This is a genomic window from Micromonospora sp. WMMD1219 (genome assembly GCF_049315215.1).
GTDB classification, from domain to species: Bacteria; Actinomycetota; Actinomycetes; order Mycobacteriales; family Micromonosporaceae; genus Micromonospora; species Micromonospora tulbaghiae.
Map to the genome: position 1 here is coordinate 4,460,998 of NZ_CP186057.1, position 20,916 is coordinate 4,481,913.

Annotated in this window: 9 protein-coding genes; 8 read left to right on the top strand and 1 reads right to left on the bottom strand. The window is 73.8% G+C overall.

Translation table 11 applies throughout. The annotated features are described in order from the left end of the window. Positions 1–251: 251 nt before the first annotated feature. The 5 genes from ACN27C_RS20970 (at position 252) to ACN27C_RS20990 (ending at position 12,310) form a co-directional block, all read left to right on the top strand. Positions 252–989, top strand: a complete 738-nt coding sequence (locus ACN27C_RS20970; protein WP_120573732.1) for a class I SAM-dependent DNA methyltransferase — start codon at positions 252–254, stop codon at positions 987–989. A gap of 12 nt (positions 990–1,001) precedes the next feature. After that, on the top strand, positions 1,002–2,936 hold the full coding sequence (locus tag ACN27C_RS20975; protein WP_422747550.1) for a KedN5 family methylcobalamin-dependent radical SAM C-methyltransferase: 1,935 nt from the start codon (positions 1,002–1,004) through the stop codon (positions 2,934–2,936). Positions 2,937–3,001: 65 nt separating this feature from the next. Then, the gene (locus tag ACN27C_RS20980; protein WP_422747552.1) at positions 3,002–6,106 is read left to right on the top strand and encodes a BTAD domain-containing putative transcriptional regulator; all 3,105 of its coding nucleotides are present in this window, start codon (positions 3,002–3,004) and stop codon (positions 6,104–6,106) included. 118 nt (positions 6,107–6,224) lie between these two features. Next, positions 6,225–7,913: a bifunctional 3-(3-hydroxy-phenyl)propionate/3-hydroxycinnamic acid hydroxylase gene (locus tag ACN27C_RS20985; RefSeq protein WP_422747554.1), complete on the top strand. Its 1,689-nt coding sequence runs from the start codon at positions 6,225–6,227 to the stop codon at positions 7,911–7,913. Positions 7,914–8,053: 140 nt separating this feature from the next. Continuing rightward, positions 8,054–12,310: an FG-GAP-like repeat-containing protein gene (locus tag ACN27C_RS20990; protein WP_422747556.1), complete on the top strand. Its 4,257-nt coding sequence runs from the start codon at positions 8,054–8,056 to the stop codon at positions 12,308–12,310. Between the two features lie 58 nt (positions 12,311–12,368). On the opposite strand, the gene ACN27C_RS20995 is transcribed toward ACN27C_RS20990, so the two are convergent. Next, positions 12,369–15,128, bottom strand: coding sequence for a matrixin family metalloprotease (locus tag ACN27C_RS20995; RefSeq protein WP_422747559.1), 2,760 nt, complete (start codon positions 15,126–15,128; stop codon positions 12,369–12,371). A 165-nt stretch (positions 15,129–15,293) separates the two neighbouring features. Between ACN27C_RS20995 and ACN27C_RS21000 the strand changes: the two genes are divergently transcribed. From ACN27C_RS21000 to ACN27C_RS21010, 3 genes are all read left to right on the top strand, one after another. Beyond that, positions 15,294–17,327 carry a hypothetical protein gene (locus ACN27C_RS21000; protein WP_422747561.1) on the top strand — a complete coding sequence of 678 codons (2,034 nt, stop codon included), beginning with the start codon at positions 15,294–15,296 and terminating at the stop codon, positions 17,325–17,327. Positions 17,328–17,456: 129 nt separating this feature from the next. Then, positions 17,457–18,233 carry a hypothetical protein gene (locus tag ACN27C_RS21005; RefSeq protein WP_422747563.1) on the top strand — a complete coding sequence of 259 codons (777 nt, stop codon included), beginning with the start codon at positions 17,457–17,459 and terminating at the stop codon, positions 18,231–18,233. Next, a complete protein-coding gene (locus ACN27C_RS21010; RefSeq protein WP_422747565.1) occupies positions 18,223–20,913 on the top strand; it encodes a right-handed parallel beta-helix repeat-containing protein in 2,691 nt (896 codons plus the stop codon). Before ACN27C_RS21005 ends, ACN27C_RS21010 begins: the two co-directional genes overlap by 11 nt. The last annotated feature ends 3 nt before the right edge of the window (positions 20,914–20,916 follow it).

Sequence of the window (20,916 nt, forward strand, 5' to 3'; positions counted from 1 at the left end):
GGCCCGAGCCTAGCAATCCGCCGTCGTCCACGCCACGGTTACCGGGTGTGTCGCGGCCGCCCTGCTCATTAGACGGTTGCGAATGGACAGCACACGCCGAAGGTTCCGCAGCATACCGGGGCAACCGCCGGCGGCGCCACCGTCACGCCAATCGAGTTGCTCTCACTTCGTGCTCAGAACAGCGCAGCGTCGAGCGCACTCGTCCGCCACGATTCGCCGGTACCCCAATGACCGGCGTGGAGGAGAACACGGTGGAAGGCTTCGAGATCTTCACCTACGGGGACGCCGTCGCCGACGTCTTCGACGGGACAGGATGGGCCGGTGACCCGGGCGACACCGAGGAGACGATCGAGTGGCTCGCCGAGAACTCCGGCGGCGGGCCCGTCCTCGAACTCGGCGTCGGCACCGGCCGGGTCGCCGTCCCGCTGGCCCGCAGGGGCATCGAGGTGCACGGCATCGACGCGTCGGAGGGGATGCTGACGCAGTTGCGCGACAAACCCGGCGGCGAGCTGGTGCACGTGCACGTGCAGGACTTCACCGACTTCACGCTGCCGTACAAGTTCTCCCTGGCGTACGCGGTCTTCGACACCCTGCCGTTCATCACCGACCAGGAGGAGCAGATCCGCTGCTTCCAGAAGGTCGCCGACGTTCTGGAGCCGGGCGGGCGGTTCGTGATCCAGACGTCCATCCCCGACCCGGCGCGGTACGACCGCAACCAGCGCACCCAGACCGTACGGGTGGAGAAGGACCACGTCGTGATGACGTTCACCCGGCGCGAGCGGATCTCCCAGTGCTCGTCGATCCAGTTCGCGGTCCTGCGGCCCGACGGCATCCGGTTCTTCCCGATGCGCATCCGCACCGTCATGCCGTCCGAGATGGACCTGATGGCCCGCCTCGGCGGGCTCACCATGGAGTCGCGCTGGGGCCACTGGGACGGACGACCACTGCGCGACTCCGACGAGCGGCACATCACCGTCTACCGCAAGTAGGGCGGCGGATCGGTGGAGCACAGCCAGACGAGCGCCGGCGACGCTGACCGGCGCCTTCGGGTGGTCCTGGTGCAGCAGGGCGTCTGGGACATGCCGCTGGAGTCGCTGCCGCTCGCCTCGGCGTACCTCAAGGCGATGGTGTCCGGCGACGCCGAGCTGGACGCCCGGGTGTCGGTGGAGATCTGCAACTTCCGGGGGCGGGTGACGCACGGGGAGATGGCCGCCCGGCTGTTCGCCGGCCCCCTGCCCGACGTGATCGGGTTCTCCGTCTTCGGCTGGAACCAGCGCGCCTTCGGCGCGCTGGCCGCCACCTACAAGCAGCTCAACCCGCAGGGGTGGGTGCTCTTCGGCGGCACCCACGTCAGCGCGCAGGCCGACCGCGTGTTCCGGCTCTACCCGGAGATCGACGTCGTGGTCAACGGCGAGGGTGAGCTGACCTTCCTCGACCTGCTCCGCGCCCGGCTGGCCGGCGTGCCCGCGGACGACCTCGGCGAGGTGCTGGGCATCTCCTGGCACCGCTCCGACGGCAGCGTGGTCACCAACCCGGACCGGCCCCGGATCGAGGACCTCGACGTCATCCCGTCGCCGTTCCTCACCGGAGCCGTCGAACTGCTCGACGCCGACGGCCGGTTCCGCTACGACGTCGCGCTGTTCGAGACCAACCGCGGCTGCCCGTACAAGTGCTCGTTCTGCTACTGGGGCGGCGCGGTCGGCCAGCGGGTACGCGCGTTCTCCCGGGAACGGCTGCGCGCCGAGCTGGAGCTGTTCGCCCGGTGCGGCGTGCACACGGTGGTCGCCTGCGACGCCAACTTCGGCATGCTGCCGATCGATCTGGAACTCGTCGACGACCTCATCGACATCAAACGGCGGCACGGCTTCCCGCTGGCCTTCGAGAGCTCGTGGGCCAAGAACAAGTCGAAGGTGTTCTACGAGATCGTGCGGCGGATGAAGGAGGCCGGGCTGCGCAGCTCCTTCACCCTGGCCCTCCAGTCGCTCAACCCGGACGCCCTGACGCTGATGCGCCGGCGGAACATGAAGGTCAACGACTGGCGTGACCTGGTGCGGTGGCTCAACCGGGAAGGGCTGGACTGCTACGCCGAGCTGATCTGGGGTGCGCCGGGCGACACCGTCGAGTCGTTCCTGGCCGGGTACGACGAACTCGCCCAGCACGTGTCCCGCATCGCCGTCTACCCGATCATGCTGTTGCCGAACACCGAGTACGCGGAGAACAAGGAGCTGTACGGCATCGTCGCGCTGCGCGGCGACAACGACGACTTCGAGTACGTGCTCGCCCACCGCACCATGACGTTCGAGGACAACGCCGTGATGCAGCGGTTCCTGTTCTGGGCCCGGGTGATGGCCGAGAACGCCGTCCTGCGTCACTGCTGGCTGCCGCTGCGGCGGCTGGCCGGGTGGGAGCAGTCCCGGGTCCTCAACAGCCTCGCCGACTGGGCGGACACCACCTCGGCGCGGGAGGCGATCCCGTTGCGGGAGGCCGCGATGCGGGGGCACGGCGGCGGCGCGCCGGCGTACGCGGCCGCCATCGGCTACCTCTTCACCGAGGCGGACGGGCGGCGGGCGCTGGAGCTGTGGTGGCAGGAGGTGGTCTCGCGGCAGCTCGCGGACGACGTCCGCCCGTTCCTCGACGAGGTGTACCGCTACGACCTGCTGACCCAGCCGGTCTGCGATCCGGACGAGCTCCCCGTCGTCGAGATCGGCGGTGTCGAGTACTTCCACCGCCCGGACGTGACCCTGGCGTACGACGTGCCGGGCGTCCTCGCGCGGATGCGCGCCGACGAGCCGGTCTCACTGGAGCCGGACCCGGTCCGGGTCGACATCTACTACCGCACCGGCGCCATGACCGCTGTGATGTCGACGAACCACGAGGAGATCCTGCACTTCATGGGGGAGGTGCGGAGGGCAGGCAGCCCGCTGACCGTGCCCTGACCGATCGTCGGTGTCCGGAGTGGACCGGGCGCTGCCATACTCGGCACGATGGGGTCGTCGTCGACGTGACTGTGCAGTTCCGTGTGCTGGGCCCGCCGGAGGTCGTCCGGAACGGGCGGGTCGTGCCCCTCGGCGGGCCGAAGCAGCAGGCGCTGCTGGCCCTGTTCCTGCTGCGGCCGAACCGGTTCGTCGCCGCCGACTGGCTGGTCGACGCGCTCTGGGACGCGCGACCGCCGGCCAGCGCGCCGACCACGCTGCGCACGTACGTCGCCGGGCTGCGCCGGGCCGTGGAGCCGCAACGGTCCCACCGCGAGCCGGCGCGCGTCCTGCGCAGCCACCCGCGGGGGTACGAGCTGCGGGTCGACTCCGACGCGGTGGACGCGATCCGGTTCGCCGGCCTGGTGGACCGGGCGGCGGACGCGCTCGCGGCCGGGCAGGCGGCGGCCGCCGAGCGGACGTACACCGAGGCGCTGGCGTTGTGGCGCGGCGAGCCGCTGGCGGGCGTGGCCGAGCTGGCCGCGGTGCGCCCGGAGGCGGCCCGGCTGGCCGAGCTGCGGTTGAGCGCTGAGGAGGGGCGGTTGACCGCCGCCGTCGCCGCCGGACGGCACGCGACGCTGCTGCCGGAGCTGCGCCGGTTCGTGTCGGCGAACCCGCTGCGTGAGGGCGCCCGGGCGCAGTTGATGCTGGCGCTGTACCGCTCGGGGCGGCAGACCGAGGCGCTCGCCGTCTTCGACGAGGGGCGCCGGATCCTGGCCGGCGAGTACGGGCTCGACCCCGGTGAGCAGATCCGCGCGGTGCACCGGCTGATCCTGGAGCAGGCCGTACCGCCGGACCGGAGCAGCCCGGCGGAGGTCGCCGGCCCGGCGGCGGCCGGACGCCCGGCCCCGCCGGAGCGTGACGGCGGACCGCTCGTGGGCCGGGACGCGGAGCTGGAGCGGCTGCGGGAGACGCTGGACGCGGCGACCGGGCACGGCGGGCGGGTGCTGACGCTGGTGGGGGAGGCCGGTATCGGCAAGACCAGCCTCGCCGCGGCGCTCGGCGCGCGGGCCGCCGCGACCGGCGTCCCGGTGGTCTGGGGCCGGTGCCCGGACGTCGGGCAGGCGCCGCCGTTCTGGCTGTGGAGCCAGGTGGTACGCGCGCTGGTGGCGATGCCGCAGACCGGCGCCACCGGCTCGGCGGGCCGGCTGGGCGGGTTCGCCGCCGGCGCGCCGACCGGGCCGGCGGACGGTCGCGGTCTGGACCCCACGGCGCGGTTCCAGGTGTACGAGGCGGTGGCCGAACTGGTGCACGCGGCGGCCCGGGAACGTGGCCTGCTCGTGGTCCTGGACGACCTGCACGCCGCCGACCCGGACTCGCTGCTGTTGCTGCGGTTCCTCGCCGCCGCCCTGCCCGCGTCCCGGGCGCTGGTGGTCGCCACGCTCCGGCCGTACGACGACGACCCGGCTCTGGTGGCGACCGTCGCCGAGCTGGCGCGCGGGAGCGGCTTCGGTCAGGTCCGGCTCGCCGGGCTGGACGCCTCGGCGGTCGCCGACCTGGTCCGGGACCGCACCGGCGAGGCGCCACCGGAGCCGGTGGTGACCCGGCTGGTCACCCGGACCGGGGGGAACCCGTTCTTCCTCACCGAACTGCTGCGGTCCCGGACCGGCCCGGGCGCCGGCGCGGAGCTGCCGCCGAGCATCCGGGACACGGTGCGGCTGCGGCTCGCCGGACTGCCCGGCCCCACCCGGCGGTGCCTCGACCTGCTCGGCGTGGCCGGACACGACCTGGACCTGGCGGTGCTGGCGGCGGCACTGGACAGCACCCCCGAGGCGGTCGCCGATGACCTCGCCCCGGCCTACCCGGCCGCGCTGGTGGTCGAGACCGGGCCGGGCGCGCTCGCGTTCCGCCATCCGCTGATCGCCGAGGTCACCTACGCCGAGCTGGTCCCGCCGCGCCGGGCCGCGCTGCACGCCCGGCTGGCCGCCGCGTACGAGCAGTCGGCCGGCACCTCCCCGGCGGAGCTGGCCCACCACTACGGCGAGGCGGTCGGGCTGGGCCACGGCGAGGACCACCTGCGGTGGTCGCTGCGCGCCGCCGACGACGCCACCCGCCGGGTCGCCTACGAGGACGCGCTCGGTCACCTGGAACGCGCCGCGCTCCGGCTGGCCCCGGCCGCGCGGGCCACGCCCGCCGCGGCGGTCACCGAGCTGACCGTCCAGTTGCACCGCGCGGCCCTGCTCCAGATGACTGTGGGCGTCGGCAGCGACGCGGTGGACCGGGTCTGCGCCCGGGCCCGCGAACTGCTGACGCTCGTGGGGCCGGACGCCGACATCCGCCACGCGCTCTGGGCGCTCGGCGAACTCGCCGCCAACCGGGCCGAGTTCGCGATCTGCGCCGACCTCGCCGGGCGGCTCGTCCGGGCGCAAGACGACGGCAGCGGGCTGATCGCCGTGGCCGGTGAGTACCTGCTCGGCGCGATCGGCTACTTCACCGGACGGCAGGCCGAGGGCGAGCGGCGGCTCACCGCGGGCATCGACCGGCTGCGTACCGTCGACCGGGCGCTGCTGCGCCGCGAGGTCGGGCGGCGTCCCGTGCTGGCCTGCCACAACTTCCGGGCGCTCGTGCGCTCGATGCGCGGCGACCCGGCCGGCGCGTGGGCGGACATCGCCGCCGCCGAGGCCCTCGCCGAGGAACTCGACGACCCGTACGGCCGGGCCAACGCGGCGCTCTACGCCGCCTGGCTGGCGATGCAGGAACACGACGTCGCCGCGGCCGACGCGGCGGGGCGACGGTGCCGGGACATCGGCCGGGCCACCGGCCTGCCGCACATGACGGCGACCGGCGCGTACTTCCTGGAGTGGGCGGCCGCGCGCGGCGGCGACCCCGGCCGGCTCGACGCGATGCGCGCCGCCGCCGAGGAGTTCTACCGCCCCGGGCTGCGGTCCACCCGGACCATCACGCTCTGCGCGATGGCCGAGGCGTACCTGACCGGCGGCCGTCCGGACACCGCGGCGACGCTGGCCGAGGAGGCGCTGGCGCTGGCGGACCGGGTGGGCGAGCGCGTCTTCGTCGCGGAGCTGCACCGGATCCGCGGCGCGGCCCGGCGCGACCGCGCGGAGTGGGACCTCGGCGCGCAGATCGCCGCCGACCAGGGAGCGGCTCTGCTGCTGCCCCGGTTCGCCTCCTTCTGACCGGTGTGGAGGCCCGCCTCCACGCCGTCTCCACACCCCTTCCACAGCGGGCTGGTGCCCTGACCGGTGCCGGGCGGCGGAGAGCCGTCCGGGACCACGTTTTCGAAGGGGCGCCACGATGGGATCAGTTCAGCCGCCGGCTCACCAGGAGGTCCAGGAGGTCGAGGTCGCCGTCATCGGCTGCGGGCCGGTGGGCGCGCTCACCGCCAACCTGCTCGGCGCCCGCGGCGTCACCACGCTCGTCGTCGAACGCAGCGCGGCCCCGCACGGCCAGCCGCGGGCGTTCTCCTGCGACGACGAGGCGCTGCGCATCTACCAGCAGGCCGGCCTGCTCGACGAGGTACGCGACGAGATGGTCGCGCCGCCGCTGGTCGAGTACGTCAACGGCGGGGGCCGGGTCTTCGCCCGGATGAGGCTGTCCGAGACGGACTTCGGGTACGGGCACGCGCCGCTGCGCTTCTTCGACCAACCGCGACTGGAACGCACGCTGCGCGCCGGGCTGGACCGTTTCCCGCACGTCCGGCTCGCGCTCGGCACCGAGCTGGTCGGCCTCACCCAGGACGAGGACGGCGTGACCGTGCTGCTGTCCGACGTGGCCACCGGGCAGCGGCGGGCGGTCCGCGCCCGGTACGTGCTCGGCTGCGACGGCGCCCGCAGCGCCACCCGCGCCGCCGTCCGGATCCCGCTGTCCGGGGCGAGCTACGCCGAACCGTGGCTCGCGGTCTCCGGCGACGTGCCGCCCGGCGCGGTACGGGTGCCGGACACCACGTTCGTCTGCGACTGGCGGCGCCCGGCGTTCGTCTCTCCGGGCGCGGCCGGCAGCTACCGGATGGAGTTCATGCTGCGCCCGGGCGAGACCGAGGACGAGGTGCAGCGGCCGGAGAGCATCGCCGCGCTCGTCTCCCCGTACGTCGACCCGGACCGGTTCACAGTCACCCGGGCGGTGGTCTACACCTTCCACCACCTCGTCGCGCAGCGGTGGCGGGAGGGGCGCGTGTTCCTGCTCGGCGACGCGGCGCACCAGATGCCCCCGTTCATGGGCCAGGGCCTGTGCAGCGGCCTGCGCGACGCGGCGAACCTGTCGTGGAAACTGTCGCTGGTGCTGTCCGGCGTCGCCGACCCCGCCGTGCTCGACACGTACGAGACCGAGCGGCGCCCGCACACGGTGGAGATGGCGCGGACGAGCGTCCGGCTGGGACACGTCTTCCTGGCCCGCAACCGGATCACCGCGGGGCTGCGCGACACCGCGCTGCGGGCGGTCCAGACGATTCCCCGGGTACGGCGGTTCGTGGAGCGCTTCGAGTTCAAGCCGGTCCCGGCGTACCGGCGGGGCCTGATGGCCGGCGGGCGGCGCGACGGCGTGGTCGGGACGATGTTCCCCCAGCCGCGCGTCCTCGTCCCGGGTGCGCCCGGCGAGCGCCTGCTCGACGAGGCGCTCGGCGACGGCTTCGTCGTGCTGGGCCGCGCCGGCGTGGACAGCCCGCCCGGACCGCTGTGGCAGCGGCTGCCGGTGCGGTTCGTCGCGGTCCACCCGCCCGGCACGCCGCTCGCCGGCCTGCCGGACTCGTCCGGGGACGGCCGGCCGGGCCGGGTCGACGTCGTGGACGCCGACGGCGTGCTCGGTGGGTGGCTGCGGCGGCACGGCGCCGACCTGGTGGTGCTGCGGCCGGACCGGTTCGTGTTCGCGCTGGTGCGGCCCGGCGGCGTCGAGCACGCCGCCCGGGACCTGTCGGCCGCCCTCGGCGCACCGCCCGAACAGCCGGGCGAGCCGCGCTCGGAAAGGCCGGAGGCGGCACCCGCCCGGTGACCGGCTCGCCGTCCGGACACGGGCGGGCACGACCGACGGCGGCGCCATCGTCTCCCGTCGACCCATCGAGACCTCTCATCTCCTCCGACGACTGTGCGCAGCCGTGCCCTCCGGCCGGTGCGCACGGAAAGGTGACAGTGATGCGATCAGGAAGATCCGGCCTGTGGGCCGGCGCGATCGCGGCCGCTCTGGCCGTGGCGTTGCTCGGCCCCGGGACGGGCGTGCCCGGCGCGGCGGCACCGGTCCGGGCCGCCGGCCCGCCGGGAGCTGGCCTCGTCGCCGGCTGCGAGACGTTCGGGTTCACGGCCATGCCGGCGGTCGCCGGGATCGCCGCTCCCCGTGACGTCGAGGCGGTCGACACCAACCAGAACGGCTTCGACGACCTGCTCGTCGCGTCGGCGAGCGGTGACGGCGACGTGCACCAGCTCATCGCCGTCGGCAACGGCACGTTCCGCACGTCGACGACGCCCGGTGGCCGGCCCGAGGTCTATCCCGTTTCGGGCACGCCGCGCCGCATCGCCGTCGGCTACTTCAACCGGGACGCCAAACCGGACTTCGCCGCCGCCACCACCGAGGGGGTGGGCATGTGGTACGGCAACGTCGGTACCGACCCGAGGTTCGGGCCGGGCGGACTCCTGCTGGACGGTCGTAGCGTGGCGGACGTCGCGGTGGCCGACTTCAACGGTGACCTGCGGCCCGACCTCGCCGCCGTCGACCCCCGGATCCAGTCCGAGCCGGACGACGACCGGGTGGTGGTGATCCGCAACCTCAACGGCAGCCTCGACGACCGGTTCCTCCTCGGCGACCAGCCGTCGTACGTCCGCCCCTACCGGCTCGCCGCCGGCGACCTGACCGGCAACGGCGTGCCCGACGTGCTGCTGAGCAGCTACGAGCAGGGCACGGTCTCGGTGATCCGTGACGGCAGGAACAGCCCCGCGCCCCGGATCGAAGGGCTGGGCGAGGCGTTGCAGCCTGCGATCGCCGACTTCGACCTCGACGGCCGGCTCGACGCGGCCGTGGCGATCCTCGGCGAGGACCGGATCCGGTTGTGGAGCGACTTCCGCGACCCGCCGTCCGGCGGCTTCCCGCCGGCACCCCGGGAGTTGCCGTCGCTGGACCTGGGGCCGCAGACCCCGGGACGCGAGGGCCCGCACGACGTGGACGTCGCCGACGTCAACCGGGACGGCCGGCCGGACCTGGTGGTGGTCGGCTACGCCAGCCGCGCCGTCTACGTCTTCCCCGGCAACGGTGACGGCACGTTCGGCAGCCCGGCGGTGCTCGCGGCGGGCAGCCGGCCGGTGCAGGCGGCGGTGGGCCGGTTCGACAACAACCAGTCCCTCGACGTGGCAGTCCTGGACGAGGTCGACAACACCCTGCGCGTCTACCTGAACACCTGCACCGCACCCGGGCCGAACCTGACGGTGAACGGGGTGGAGGCCACCCAGGTCATCCAGGACCTGGGCAACTCCGTCGACCTGGTCGCCGACCGCCGCACTGTCGTGCGGGCGTACGTCGGCACCGACGCGGCGACGCCCGCGGTGACGGCCGCCCTGCACGGGTTCCGGCCCGACGGCACGTCGCTGGGCCCGCCGCTCGCCCCGGCCAACCCGGGCCGCCTGCTGGTGCCGGACCCGACGGTACGGCGCGGACAACTGGGCGGCGGTTTCCTGTTCGAGCTGCCCACCCAGTGGACGAGCGAGGGAGCGGTCACACTGCGGGTCGAGATCAACCCGGACCGCCGCGTGACCGAGCCCGACCACCTGGACAACGTGGCCGAGCGCACGGTGCGCTTCCAGGCGTCCGAACCGGTACGCGTCAAGCTGATCCGGTTCGGTTACCAGCGCGACGGGCAGACCGTGCTACCTCCCGAGTCCGACCTGGACCGGGCCGAGTCGCTGCTGCGGCGCACGCTTCCGACGAGCCGGCTGGAGGTCACCCGCGCCGACCACCGCGACGACCACCCGTTCCGCTGGATCGGCGACGACAGCTACTACCGCGACGCGCAGGACGCGCGTTCGGTGCTCGACCGCTACCGGCAGGCGACGGCAGGGACGCGGGAGCCCGGTGTTCACCACCTCGTCATGGTGAACCGGAACCAGATGGGCGGCATCGCCGAGAACATCCCCGGATGGGTGGCGGTCGGCGGATCGCACGATCCCACCATCATCCTGCACGAGCTGGGGCACCTGCTCGGCGCGCAGCACGTGGAGTGCACCGACGACCCCGACGACGAGACCGGGCGGCGAACCTACCCGTACCCGCGCGGCACCATCGGCGGGCCCGACCTGGCGAATCCCCGCTTCGCCGGCTACGACTACGGCGACTACTCGGTCGGGGCTCCGCGCCGGGTCGTCTGGGCACCGGACACCAGCCCGCCGGTCGCCGACATGATGAGCTACTGCCGGAACAAGTGGATCTCCGACGACCTGTGGCGGCTGTGGCGCAACCGCGTCCAGAACCCGCCCGCCCAGCAGGGCGCGACCGGTGACCTGCTGGCACTGTCCGGCGCCGTCGGCGACGGTGACGCCACCCTCACCGGGCAGCGGCTGACCCGTACCACCGAGCGCCCGGCCACCACCCCCGGCCCGTACGCGCTGCGACTGCTCGACGCCACCGGGGCGACGCTCGCCGAGCACCCGTTCACCCCGGGGGCGGCCACCGAGCACGCCGCGACACGTCCCTTCCACGAGGTCGTCGACTTCGCCCCCGGCACCCGCCGGGTGACGCTCGTGGACACCCGTGCCGGGCGGAACCTCGCCACCCTCGCGGTGTCGGCGAACCCGCCCGTCGTGGCGCTGGCGGGCGAGGCGCCACCCGCGTCGGTACCGGCCACCGGGCCGGTCACGGTGGGCTGGAACGCCGGCGACACCGACGGCGGCCCGGTCACCGCGAGCGTCCTGTACAGCCCGGACGGCACCGACGACTGGCGGGTGCTCGCCGCCGGGCTCACCGGGACGTCGTACACGGTGGACGCCGCGCAGCTCGCGGGCACCGGCGGCGCGGCCACCGGCCGGCTGCGGGTGCGGGTCACCGACGGGGTGAACACCGCCGACGCGACGAGCGGCCCGCTCACCGTCGTCGGCAAGAACCCTTCGGTACGGATCACCGCTCCGATGGGCGGCACGTTCTTCGCCACCGGGCAGACCGTCACGCTCGCCGCGTCCGTCACCGACCCGGAACAGGGCGACCTGGACGGGGCGGCGGTGCGCTGGACCTCCGACCGCGACGGCGACCTCGGCGCCGGCGCCACCCGTACCCCGGGTCAGCTCAGCGAGGGACGGCACGTCGTCACCGTCACCGCCACCGACGCCGACGGCCTGCGGGCCACCGCGCGTACCGAGGTGACTGTGGGCCGGGTCCTGCCGGCCGGTGGTCCGCCCACCGCCGACGCCGGGCCCGACCGGGCCGCCGTCGAGGGTGACACCGTCACCCTCGACGCGACCCGGACCACCGACCCGGACGGCGACCCGGTGACCCTGTCCTGGGCGGTGCTCGCCCAGCCGGACGGTGGCGGGCTCGGCGGCGGCCTGCGGCTGGAGGGCCCGGCCCGCACGCCGTCGTTCCGCGCCGACCGGGCGGGCACGTACCGGCTGGAACTCACCGCCACCGACGCCCGCCACGGCACCACCACCGACACGGTGACCGTCACCGTGGCGAACCGGCCGATCGAGGTGAGCCCGATCGCGCTCGACGAGGAGCTGCGGGTGGCCGGACCGGTCACCGTGCGGGCCACGTTCACCGACCCGGGTGTGCCGGACACGCACCGGTGCGCTGTCGACTGGGACGGCGACGGTCCGGCCCCGGCCACGCCCGGGGTGGTCACCGGGGAGCGCAACGAGGGCGTCTGCGTGGCCGGCGGTGAGCTGCGGCCCGGTGTGCACGTCGCGCGCCTCACCGTGACCGGCGACGACGGCGGCACCGGGCGGCAGCAGGTACGGATCGTGGTCTACGACCCGTCGGACGTCACTGTGGCCGGCTCGGGCGCGATCGTCTCACCGGCTGGGGCGCTCAGCGCGGACGTGGCCGCCACCGGGCCGGGGGAGTTCGCCTTCGTCGCGGGCCTGGTGAAGGGTTCGCCCACGCCGTTCGGCACGACCACCTTCCGGCTGCCGGACCGTGGGTTCACGTTCGCCGGCATCACGCACGAGCGCCTGACCGTCGCCGGATCGGTGGGCCGGTACCAGGGCGAGGGCACGGTGGACGGCCGGCCGGGGTACGCGTACCAGCTCACCGTCTCCGACGCACCGGACGGGCGTGACGTGGACCGGTTCCGGATCCGGATCTGGGAGAGCGACGGGGGGCGCGTCGTCTACGACAGCGGCCGGGGCGCACCGGACGATCTCGACCCGGCGCACCTGCAACCGCTGAACCAGGGTCGCGTCGTGGTCGTCGGCTAGCCCGGTCCTCCCGCCGTCCGCCACCGGGAGGAGGCGGACGGCGGGAGGCCTCGCCCTCTCACACCACGTCGGACACCCGGGTCAGGTTGGTGCGCTGCCAGTCGTGGTCGCCGAGGGCGCGGGACAGCAACTGGATGTTGCCGTTCGCCGCCGTGTACGTGATCTGGAGCCGGCCGCCGCCCAGCCACACCGACAGCACGCTGCGCCCCACCGGCGGCATCCCGTCGATCTGCACCCGCTCGGCCTGCCACGTGTCGCCGTCGCCGGTCAGCTCCCACAGCCCGCCGTCGAAGTCGGCGAAGACCAGCAGCCAGCCGTCGGGCGCGCCGTCCACGCCGGGCAGCCGCTGCACCGCCGACGCGCTGCACTCCGGCAGGCCGAGTTCCGCGGTCAGCGACCGGGTGTGCCAGGCGCCGTCGTCGCCGACGGCGTACATCCGGATGTCCTGCCGGTGGTCGAGGCCGAACACCCGGTGCCGTTCGCCGGCGCGGTGCTCGCCCCACACCGGCATCATGGTCAGCGGCAGCGGGTTCTCCGCCTGGGTGGCCCAGGTCAGCGAGATCTGCCCCCAGCCCTCGGGGCCCTCCCACAGCATCCGCAGGTGCTCCTCGGCGTCCCGGTAGACGATGACGTCGAGGCCGGTGACGCCGTCGACGTACCCGTAGGGGGTGCCGTCGGCGGCGACCGCGCCCTCCACCGACACGTCCTGCCAGACCCAGCCCTCGCCGGGCGCCTGGGACAGCCGGATGGTCCGGCCGTCCGTGGCGCTGTACACGACCCGCTGGGTGTCGCCGTTGCGGTAGGCGTGCGGGCCGTACCGCACGGCGGGCGGGCCGCCGCTGTCCTGCGTCAGGTCACCCCACCACCACTGGCCCTGGTCGTACCAGATCTGGAGGACGTGGCCGCCGTCCCCGGCGTAGACGTACGACGGCACGCCGTCGTGGGCGAAGAACGGCGACGGGGAGGTGCCGCGGGCCATCCGGGGCGCGCCCACGTCCGCGGTGAGCCTCGTCCACGTCCACCCGTCGCCTTCGGGGTAGTGCACCACCAGGTGCCGCTCGCAGTCGGAGTAGGCGACGTGGTCGACGTCCGGCAGCACCCGGATGCCGACGCCGTCGGTGAACGGCAGCCGCCCGTACATGGCGAAGAAGCCGTTGCGGTCGTCGGACTTCGGCACCCGGTACCAGCTCGCGTTGCGGTGCATCACGTTGCCGCTCTTGCCGTGGTTGAGCCCGAACGCGTGGCCGATCTCGTGCGTGGCGACGTGCCGGAAGTCGGGGCCGTGGAGGTCGACGTCGAAGTACCCGTGCGCGTCCCAGTTGATCTTCCGGTTGAAGATGACCGGAAGCTGGCCGCCCGTGTCGGGCCAGCCCGGAGCGGCCCCCCACTTGGTCACCGCGTAGACGGTCCGGAACCAGCCGGTGTCGTGGAACACCGGGTCGTCGCCGACGGAGAAGACGATGTCCGCCTGCGCCGGGTCGAAGACGCGGGTGAACTCGAACGGCCCGTACCAGTTCTCGCCCAGCACCTCGCGCCACACGTCGAACGACACCTGGATCAGCTCGTGCTTCAGCGCGTCGGTGAACTCGTCCCGGGCGTACGGCATCGTCATGTCACCGAGGTGGTAGGTCAGGTTCGTGTGCCGGAAGTGTCCACCCTGGAGGACGAAACCGGTGGTGGTCGTCCGGTCCGGGGTGCCGCAGCCCGGTGCGGTCAGGTGGGCGGCGGTGACGGCGTCGGGCCGTCCGGTCACCGGCAGCTCGTGGAACGTCTGGTACGCCCGGATCGCCGCGCCGAGCCCGGTGGTGGGGGCGAAGCCCGCCTCGGTGAGCAGCGTGGCGACCGCGTCCAGGGGCAGGTTCGCCACGTCCGGCCGGATCAGCGACACCGTGCCGTCCACCACGTCGCCCACGTACGCGGTGCCGTCGGCGGTGACCGCCACCGCGTACGGGGCGTGGCCGGTGGTGATCGGATCGAGCGTGCGCGGCGCGTACGGGTTGGTGGTGTCGACGAGCTGGACGCCCTTGTCCGTCGCCAGCCAGGCCCGGGACAATCCCGGCACGGCCGCGAGGTCGCGGACGCCCGCCGCGCTCGGCACCGCGCCGAGCCGCAGGCCGCTGTCCGGGTCGTGCACGCCGAACAGCGGGTGCACGGTCCCGCCGCCGAGCGAGCCGACGTAGATCATCCCGTCGTGCGCGACCGCCACCCCGCCCGGCTGGAGGTGGGCGGGCTCGATCGGCGCCACGGTGAGCGTCCCGTCCGGACGCAGCACGGCGAGCGCGTCGTCGGCCGGCACGAGCCCCTTGACGTACAGCGTGGCGTAGACGGTGCCGTCCGGGGCCACCGCGAGCCGGTTCGGCGCCGACGGCAGCGGCACGACGCGCCGCTGCGTGGGGTCCGCCAGTTCGATCACGTGCAGGCGCCTGTGCGCCCAGTCGGCGGTGTAGAGCAGGTCGGCCACCGGATCCACGGCGATCGCGATCAGCCCGAAGCCGATCGGGATGTCGGTGACCGTGCCGGTGGCCAGGTCGCACCGGGAGACGCTGTAGCTCTGCACGCCCCGGTTCATCACGTACGCCTGCCCGCGTCCGGGGTGCCAGGCCACCGCGCGGGGCTCGTGGCCGACCGGCAGCGACGGGCGGACCGGGGCGAGGGTACGGGGGTCGAGCACGTGCAGCCGGCCGGCGCCGGACGCGGGGTAGTGGGTGACGAGCAACGCCGTGCCGGTGCCGGTGACGGCGTGCACGGAACCGGGATCGGCGGCGGTGCCGAGGGCGACCTGGAGCTGAGGCGGTGGTGTGGGGGCGGGAGTGGTCATGACGTCCTCCACTGGACGTGAATGCTTCGCGACCCACCGTAGGGCTATGCGCCTGACCTGCGGATTCTTCGTCGTTGATCCGGCAGTGTCGATGTGCGGGCCCTTGCCGAGATCCGTTCACGAGCGTAGGAAGAACACCACCGTCCGATGTCGAAGGAGACACGCGTGCCCACCCCCAGACGGCTCCGTCTCGCCGTGTCCGCGTTGGTGACCGCATCGGCCGTGCTGCTCGGCTCCGGCGCCGCCGCGGCGCCGTCCGCGCCTCCCGCGCCGCCCGGACAGCGGTCCTGCGACCCGATCGACCCGGCGGCCTGCCTGCTGCCGTTCCCGAACGACTACTTCACCGTCCCGGACCGCAGCACCCCGACCGGCAAGCGGGTCCGGTTCGCGGCCTCCGCGATGCCCGCCAACGTGCTCGGCGTGCCGATCGACCCGGCCGAGTGGAACCGGCAGGACGGCTTCAGCCCCGGCTCGCCGATCCTGGCGCGCGTACCCGGCCTCGACGCCGCGCGGACGCGGATCGCGCCGGTCACCGACGTCGGCCGCTCCCTGGCGCCGGACGCGCCGATCGTGCTGCTCGACGCCCGCACCGGCCGGCGTACGCCGTACTGGGCGGAACTGGACGCGCACGCGACCGGCAGCCCGGACCGGCAGGCGCTGATCATCCGGCCGGCGGTAGCGCTGACCGAGGGCGCCCGCTACGTCGTCGGCCTGCGCGGTATGCGCGACGGCGACGGCGCGCTGATCCCGGCGCCGAAGGCGTTCCGCGCGTACGTCACCGGCGCCGGCGTGGACCGGCGTGACCCGCGCGCGCCGCAGATGAAGCGGATCCTCGCCGACCTGAGCCGGGCCGGGGTCAAGCGGCACAGCCTCTACCTCGCCTGGGACTTCACGGTCGCCAGCCGGCAGGGGCTGACCGGGCGGATGCTGGCGGTCCGGGACGGCGCCTTCGCCGCGCTCGGCCGCCGCGCGCCCTCGTTCACCGTCAGCCAGGTCACCGACTACACGCCGGAGCAGGATCCGCTGATCGCCCGGCAGGTGACCGGCACCGTCGCCGTACCGTCCTACCTGACCGGTGACGGCGGGCCGGGCTCCCGCCTGCACTACGGGCCGCCCGGCGGCGACGGCACCCCGCCGGGGCCGAGCGCCCTGCCCACACCGTCCGGCACGACAGTGGCGGCCGACTTCGTCTGCAACATCCCGCGCAGCGCGTCCGCCGCGCGACCGGCCCACCTCTCGCTCTACGGCCACGGCCTGCTCGGCCGGCCCACCGAGGTCAACGCCGGCAACGTCAAGACCATGTCGCAGACGTACGACTTCACGTTCTGCGCGACGAGCTGGATCGGCATGGCCGCGGCGGACGTCCCGTACGTGGCGGGCGCCTTCACCGACCTCAGCGCCTTCCCGGCGGTGGCCGACCGGCTCCAGCAGAGCTTCCTGAACTTCCTGTTCCTGGGCCGGGCGATGATCCACCGCAACGGGTTCGCCGCCCACCCGGCGTTCCGCGACGCCGCCGGGCGGCCGCTGATCGACGTGAAGGGCGGACTGCACTACGACGGCAACAGCCAGGGCGGCATCAACGGCGGCGCGCTCACCGCCATCGCCCAGGACTGGACCCGCTCGGTGCTCGGCGTGCCCGCGATGAACTACTCCACGCTGCTGCAACGCAGCGTCGACTTCGCCCCGTTCCAGACCGTCCTGGACGGCTACTACCCGGACCGGATCGACCAGCAGATCGTCTTCGGTCTGCTCCAGATGCTGTGGGACCGGTCCGAGGCCAACGGGTACGCCCAGCACATGACGGACCGGCCGCTGCCGAGGACCCCGGCGCACCGGGTGCTGATGCACGTGGCCTTCGCCGACCAGCAGGTCTCGACCGCCGCGGCGGAGGTCCAGGCGCGCACCATCGGCGCCCGCCTGCACACCCCGGCGCTCGCCCCCGGCTGGTCGCCGGACGTGCGGCCGTTCTGGGGCATCGCGCCGATCCGCAGGTACCCGTACGCCGGCTCGGCCATGGTGGTCTGGAACAGCGGTGCCGCGTACGCCCCGCCGCCGACGAACCTCGCACCCGCCGGACCGGAGTACGGCGAGGACTCGCACGAGTTCCCGCGTGCCCAGCCCGGCGCCCAGCGGCAGAAGGCGGTGTTCCTGCTCACCGGCAAGGTGATCGACGTCTGCGCGGGAGGCCCCTGCCCGTGAGCCGCCGTGACCGCGCGGACCAGGTGAGGGCCGGGCGGCTGTCCCCTGTTCGCGGGGCTTGGCCGCGTCCCCGCAGTGCGCGCGATGATCCGGGGCAGCCACACACCGGCGAGCCGAGCGCGGAGCAACATGACTGGGGCAACGAAAACCGAACATCCGGCCGGGCCGGACGTCGAGCATCGGGCGTCCGAGGCACTCAGCCGGCGCAGCCAGTTCGTCCGGGCCTTCGTCGAACACGCGGCCGCGCGCCCGGCGAGTGAGCGGGCGACCGTCCGGCTGCCGACCCTGATCACCGTCACCGCGCTGGTGGCGGTGGGTGCCGTCGTCGTCGGAGTGTTCTGGAACCTGGTCAAGCCGATGAGCGCCGCCGAGAAGGCGGCGTTCAAGGGCAAGTCGTCGGCTAGCTCGGCCCCACGGCCGGCCGAGCCCTTCAACGCGGTCGCCGGCTGGGACTGTGAGGCGCGTGCCGACCGCGGCTTCGAAGCCCAGGGTCGCACCGGGCAGTGGCGGACGATCGGCACCGGCGGCTGGCGGCAGGACGGCTGCCGTGGCACGTTCGCGACGCTGCCCCTGCCCGTCGGGCAACGGACCCCGGCGCAGACGTCGACGTGGTCGTTCAGCACCGGCGAGCGCACCACCTCCTGCCAGGTCGGGATCTATGTGCCGGAGGTACCCGGAGCCACACTTGCCGACCGGGTCAAGTACACGATCACCGCCGGGGGCGCCGGCACGCCGTACGCCAACTTCACAGTCGACCAGCACAAGGCCGCCGGTACCTGGTTCGACGCCGGAACCTTCCCGGTGAACCGCAACGAGATCGCCGTGCGGCTCGACGCGAAGGACGCCTCCGGTGTCGAGCAGGCACAGATAGTCCTGGCCCAGGTGCGGGTGAACTGTGCGTCCTGAGGTGGCGGCGGCGAAGGTCGAACGGGTCTCCACCCGGGCGTGGAGCCGGCACCGCACGATCGGCGCGGCCGTGCGCGCCGCCAAGCCGGGCACGATCGTGGCGGTGGCGGCCGGCACCTACCGCGAGTGTCTGGTGCTGGACGGCACCGTCACCGTCATGGCCGAGAACGAGAGCGGTCTGGTCGAGCTGGTCGCGGCCGAAGGACCGGCCGTGACGGTACGCGCGGGCACGGTCACCGCACGCGGCCTGATGATCCGCGGCGATGTCACGGTGGCCTCCGGGCACCTGAACCTGGAGGACAGCCGGGTCGCCGGCGGGTCGGTGCTGCTCACCGGTCGGGCCACGGCCCGGCTGACCGGCTGCTCGGTGGACGGCGCCGAGGACGTCGCGGTGGGCGTGGCCGACGGGGCCAGGCTCGATGCCGAACGACTGCGGGTGACCGGAGCCGCAGTGGCCGCTACCGGTTCTGCCGTGCTCACCCTCATCGACGCCGTGCTCGCCGACAGCCCGGGGACCGCGGTCCGCCTCGCCGGGACCGCCTCGGCCGTGCTCACCGGCTGCGACATCGGCGGAGCCGCCGACGCCGGTGTCGAGGTCCGCGACGCCGGCGTGCTGCGCCTGTCCGGCAGTCAGGTGCACGACGTCGGCCGCGACGGCGTACGCGTGCTCGGTGACCTGCCCGGCGACGGCGCCTGGTGGTCGCCCGTGCGACCCGGACGAGCCGACGAACACGAGATCGTCGAGCCGCCGGTGGGCGCCGGCGTGGTCGTCCGTGACTGCGAGATCAGCCGCACCGGCGCGGCCGGGCTCGTCACCGGCGGCACCTCCGGGACGCTGCTGGTGGACACCACAATCGTCCGGGCCGGCACCGCCGGGGTGCTGGCCGCACAGCAGAGCCGCTTGGGCGTACGCGATTCCACCGTGTCCGACAGCCTGCAGACCGCGCTCGCCCTGCGGGACGACGCCGAGGTGCGCTGGACCGGCGGCGCGCTGAGCACCGCCGCGGCCAACGGCGTCTTCGCGGTCGGCGCGAGCCGGCTGCTGATGCGCGACGCCGCCCTGACCACCTGCGGGTTCACCGCCGTGCACCTGACCGCGGCGGCGGCCGTCACCCTGCTCGGAGTCACCGTCGAGGGCACTTCCGAGCTGGGCGTGCGCGCCTCCGGTGCGGCGATCCTGCATGTACGCGGCGGCCGGGTCGAGCGGGCCGCCATGGGCGGCATCCAGATCGACGAGACCGCCGACGCCCAGCTTCGCGGGCTGACAGTGGCCGGATGCCCCACCGGCGTGCGGGTCGACACCCCGCACCGGCCGCTGCTGCAGGACTGCGTCATCAGCGACATCGCCCAGACCGGAGTGGAGGTCGGGGCCGGTGCCGCACCGGCGATCACGCGGACCGCCGTACGCGGCTGCGGTGCCGCCGGCATCTTCATCGACGTCGACGCCGAGCCGACGCTCGACGAATGCGAGGTCACCGGCATCGGAGGCAGCGGGGTGGCCGTCTGGACCGGCGCCCGCCCGTCCATGCGGCGGCTGACGGTCGCGGACACGAAGAAGAACGGCATCTACTTCGGAACGGGTGCGCACGGCAGCGTCACCGACTCGACGTTCTCCCGGACCGGGTATCCCGCCGTCTACGTCGGCGACGACGCCGACCCGGAGTTCCACAGGTGCGCCGTACGCGATACGGACGAGGACGTCAGCCAGGGGGACAGGGCGTCGGCGACCTTCACCGAATGTCACAGCTCGGGGGTCGGTGCGGCGCGCTGGCCCTCGGCCGCGGTTGCGGCACAGGGCGCTGCCCCGGCGCCGGTCGCGACCCCGGCTGCCGGCCCCGCGCTCCAGGCGGGCGGCGACAAGCTCCAGCCGCTGCTCGACCAGCTCGACGAGCTGATCGGGTTGACCCGGGTCAAGCAGGACGTCGGGACGATGGTCAAGCTGATGCACCTGGTGAAACGGCGTCGCGAGGCCGGTCTGGCACCGCCGCCGATGTCCCGGCACCTGGTGTTCGCGGGCAACCCCGGCACCGGCAAGACGACAGTCGCCCGGCTCTACGGCCAGCTGCTGGCCGCGCTGGGCATGCTCAGCAGCGGCCACCTCGTCGAGGTCGACCGCGGCATGCTCGTCGGCGAGTACGTCGGGCACACCGCACCCAAGACCCAGGCCGCGTTCGAGCGCGCCCTGGGCGGCGTGCTGTTCATCGACGAGGCCTACGCGCTGGTGCCCGAGGGGCAGGGCGCCGACTTCGGCCGCGAGGCGATCGCCACGCTGGTCAAGCTCATGGAGGACCACCGCGAGGAGGTCGTCGTCATCGTGGCCGGCTACCCCGACGAGATGCGCCATTTCATCGCCGCCAACCCGGGCCTGTCGTCCCGGTTCTCACGCACCCTGACCTTCGACGACTACTCCGAGGCCGACATGGTCCAGATCGTCGGCAAGCAGGCCAAGGACCACGACTACCGGCTCTCCGACGGTGCTCAGGACCGACTGGCCGAGTTCTTCGCCACCGTCGACCGCGGCGATGGCTTCGGCAACGGTCGATACGCGCGCAAGGTCTTCCAGGCGATGACCGAACAGCACGCCGGGCGCATCAGCGCCCTCGACGATCCCACCGACGAACAGCTCAGCACGCTGGAAGCCGTGGACCTGACCGACGTCGACTTCGACGTCCGAGGCTGAGGA

Bases quoted from the DNA above. Each gene is read 5' to 3' on its own strand.
- ACN27C_RS20990 (WP_422747556.1), top strand. From the start codon at position 8,054: ATGCGATCAGGAAGATCCGGCCTGTGGGCCGGCGCGATCGCGGCCGCT.
- ACN27C_RS20995 (WP_422747559.1), bottom strand. From the start codon at position 15,128: ATGACCACTCCCGCCCCCACACCACCGCCTCAGCTCCAGGTCGCCCTC.
- ACN27C_RS21005 (WP_422747563.1), top strand. From the start codon at position 17,457: ATGACTGGGGCAACGAAAACCGAACATCCGGCCGGGCCGGACGTCGAG.
- ACN27C_RS20985 (WP_422747554.1), top strand. From the start codon at position 6,225: ATGGGATCAGTTCAGCCGCCGGCTCACCAGGAGGTCCAGGAGGTCGAG.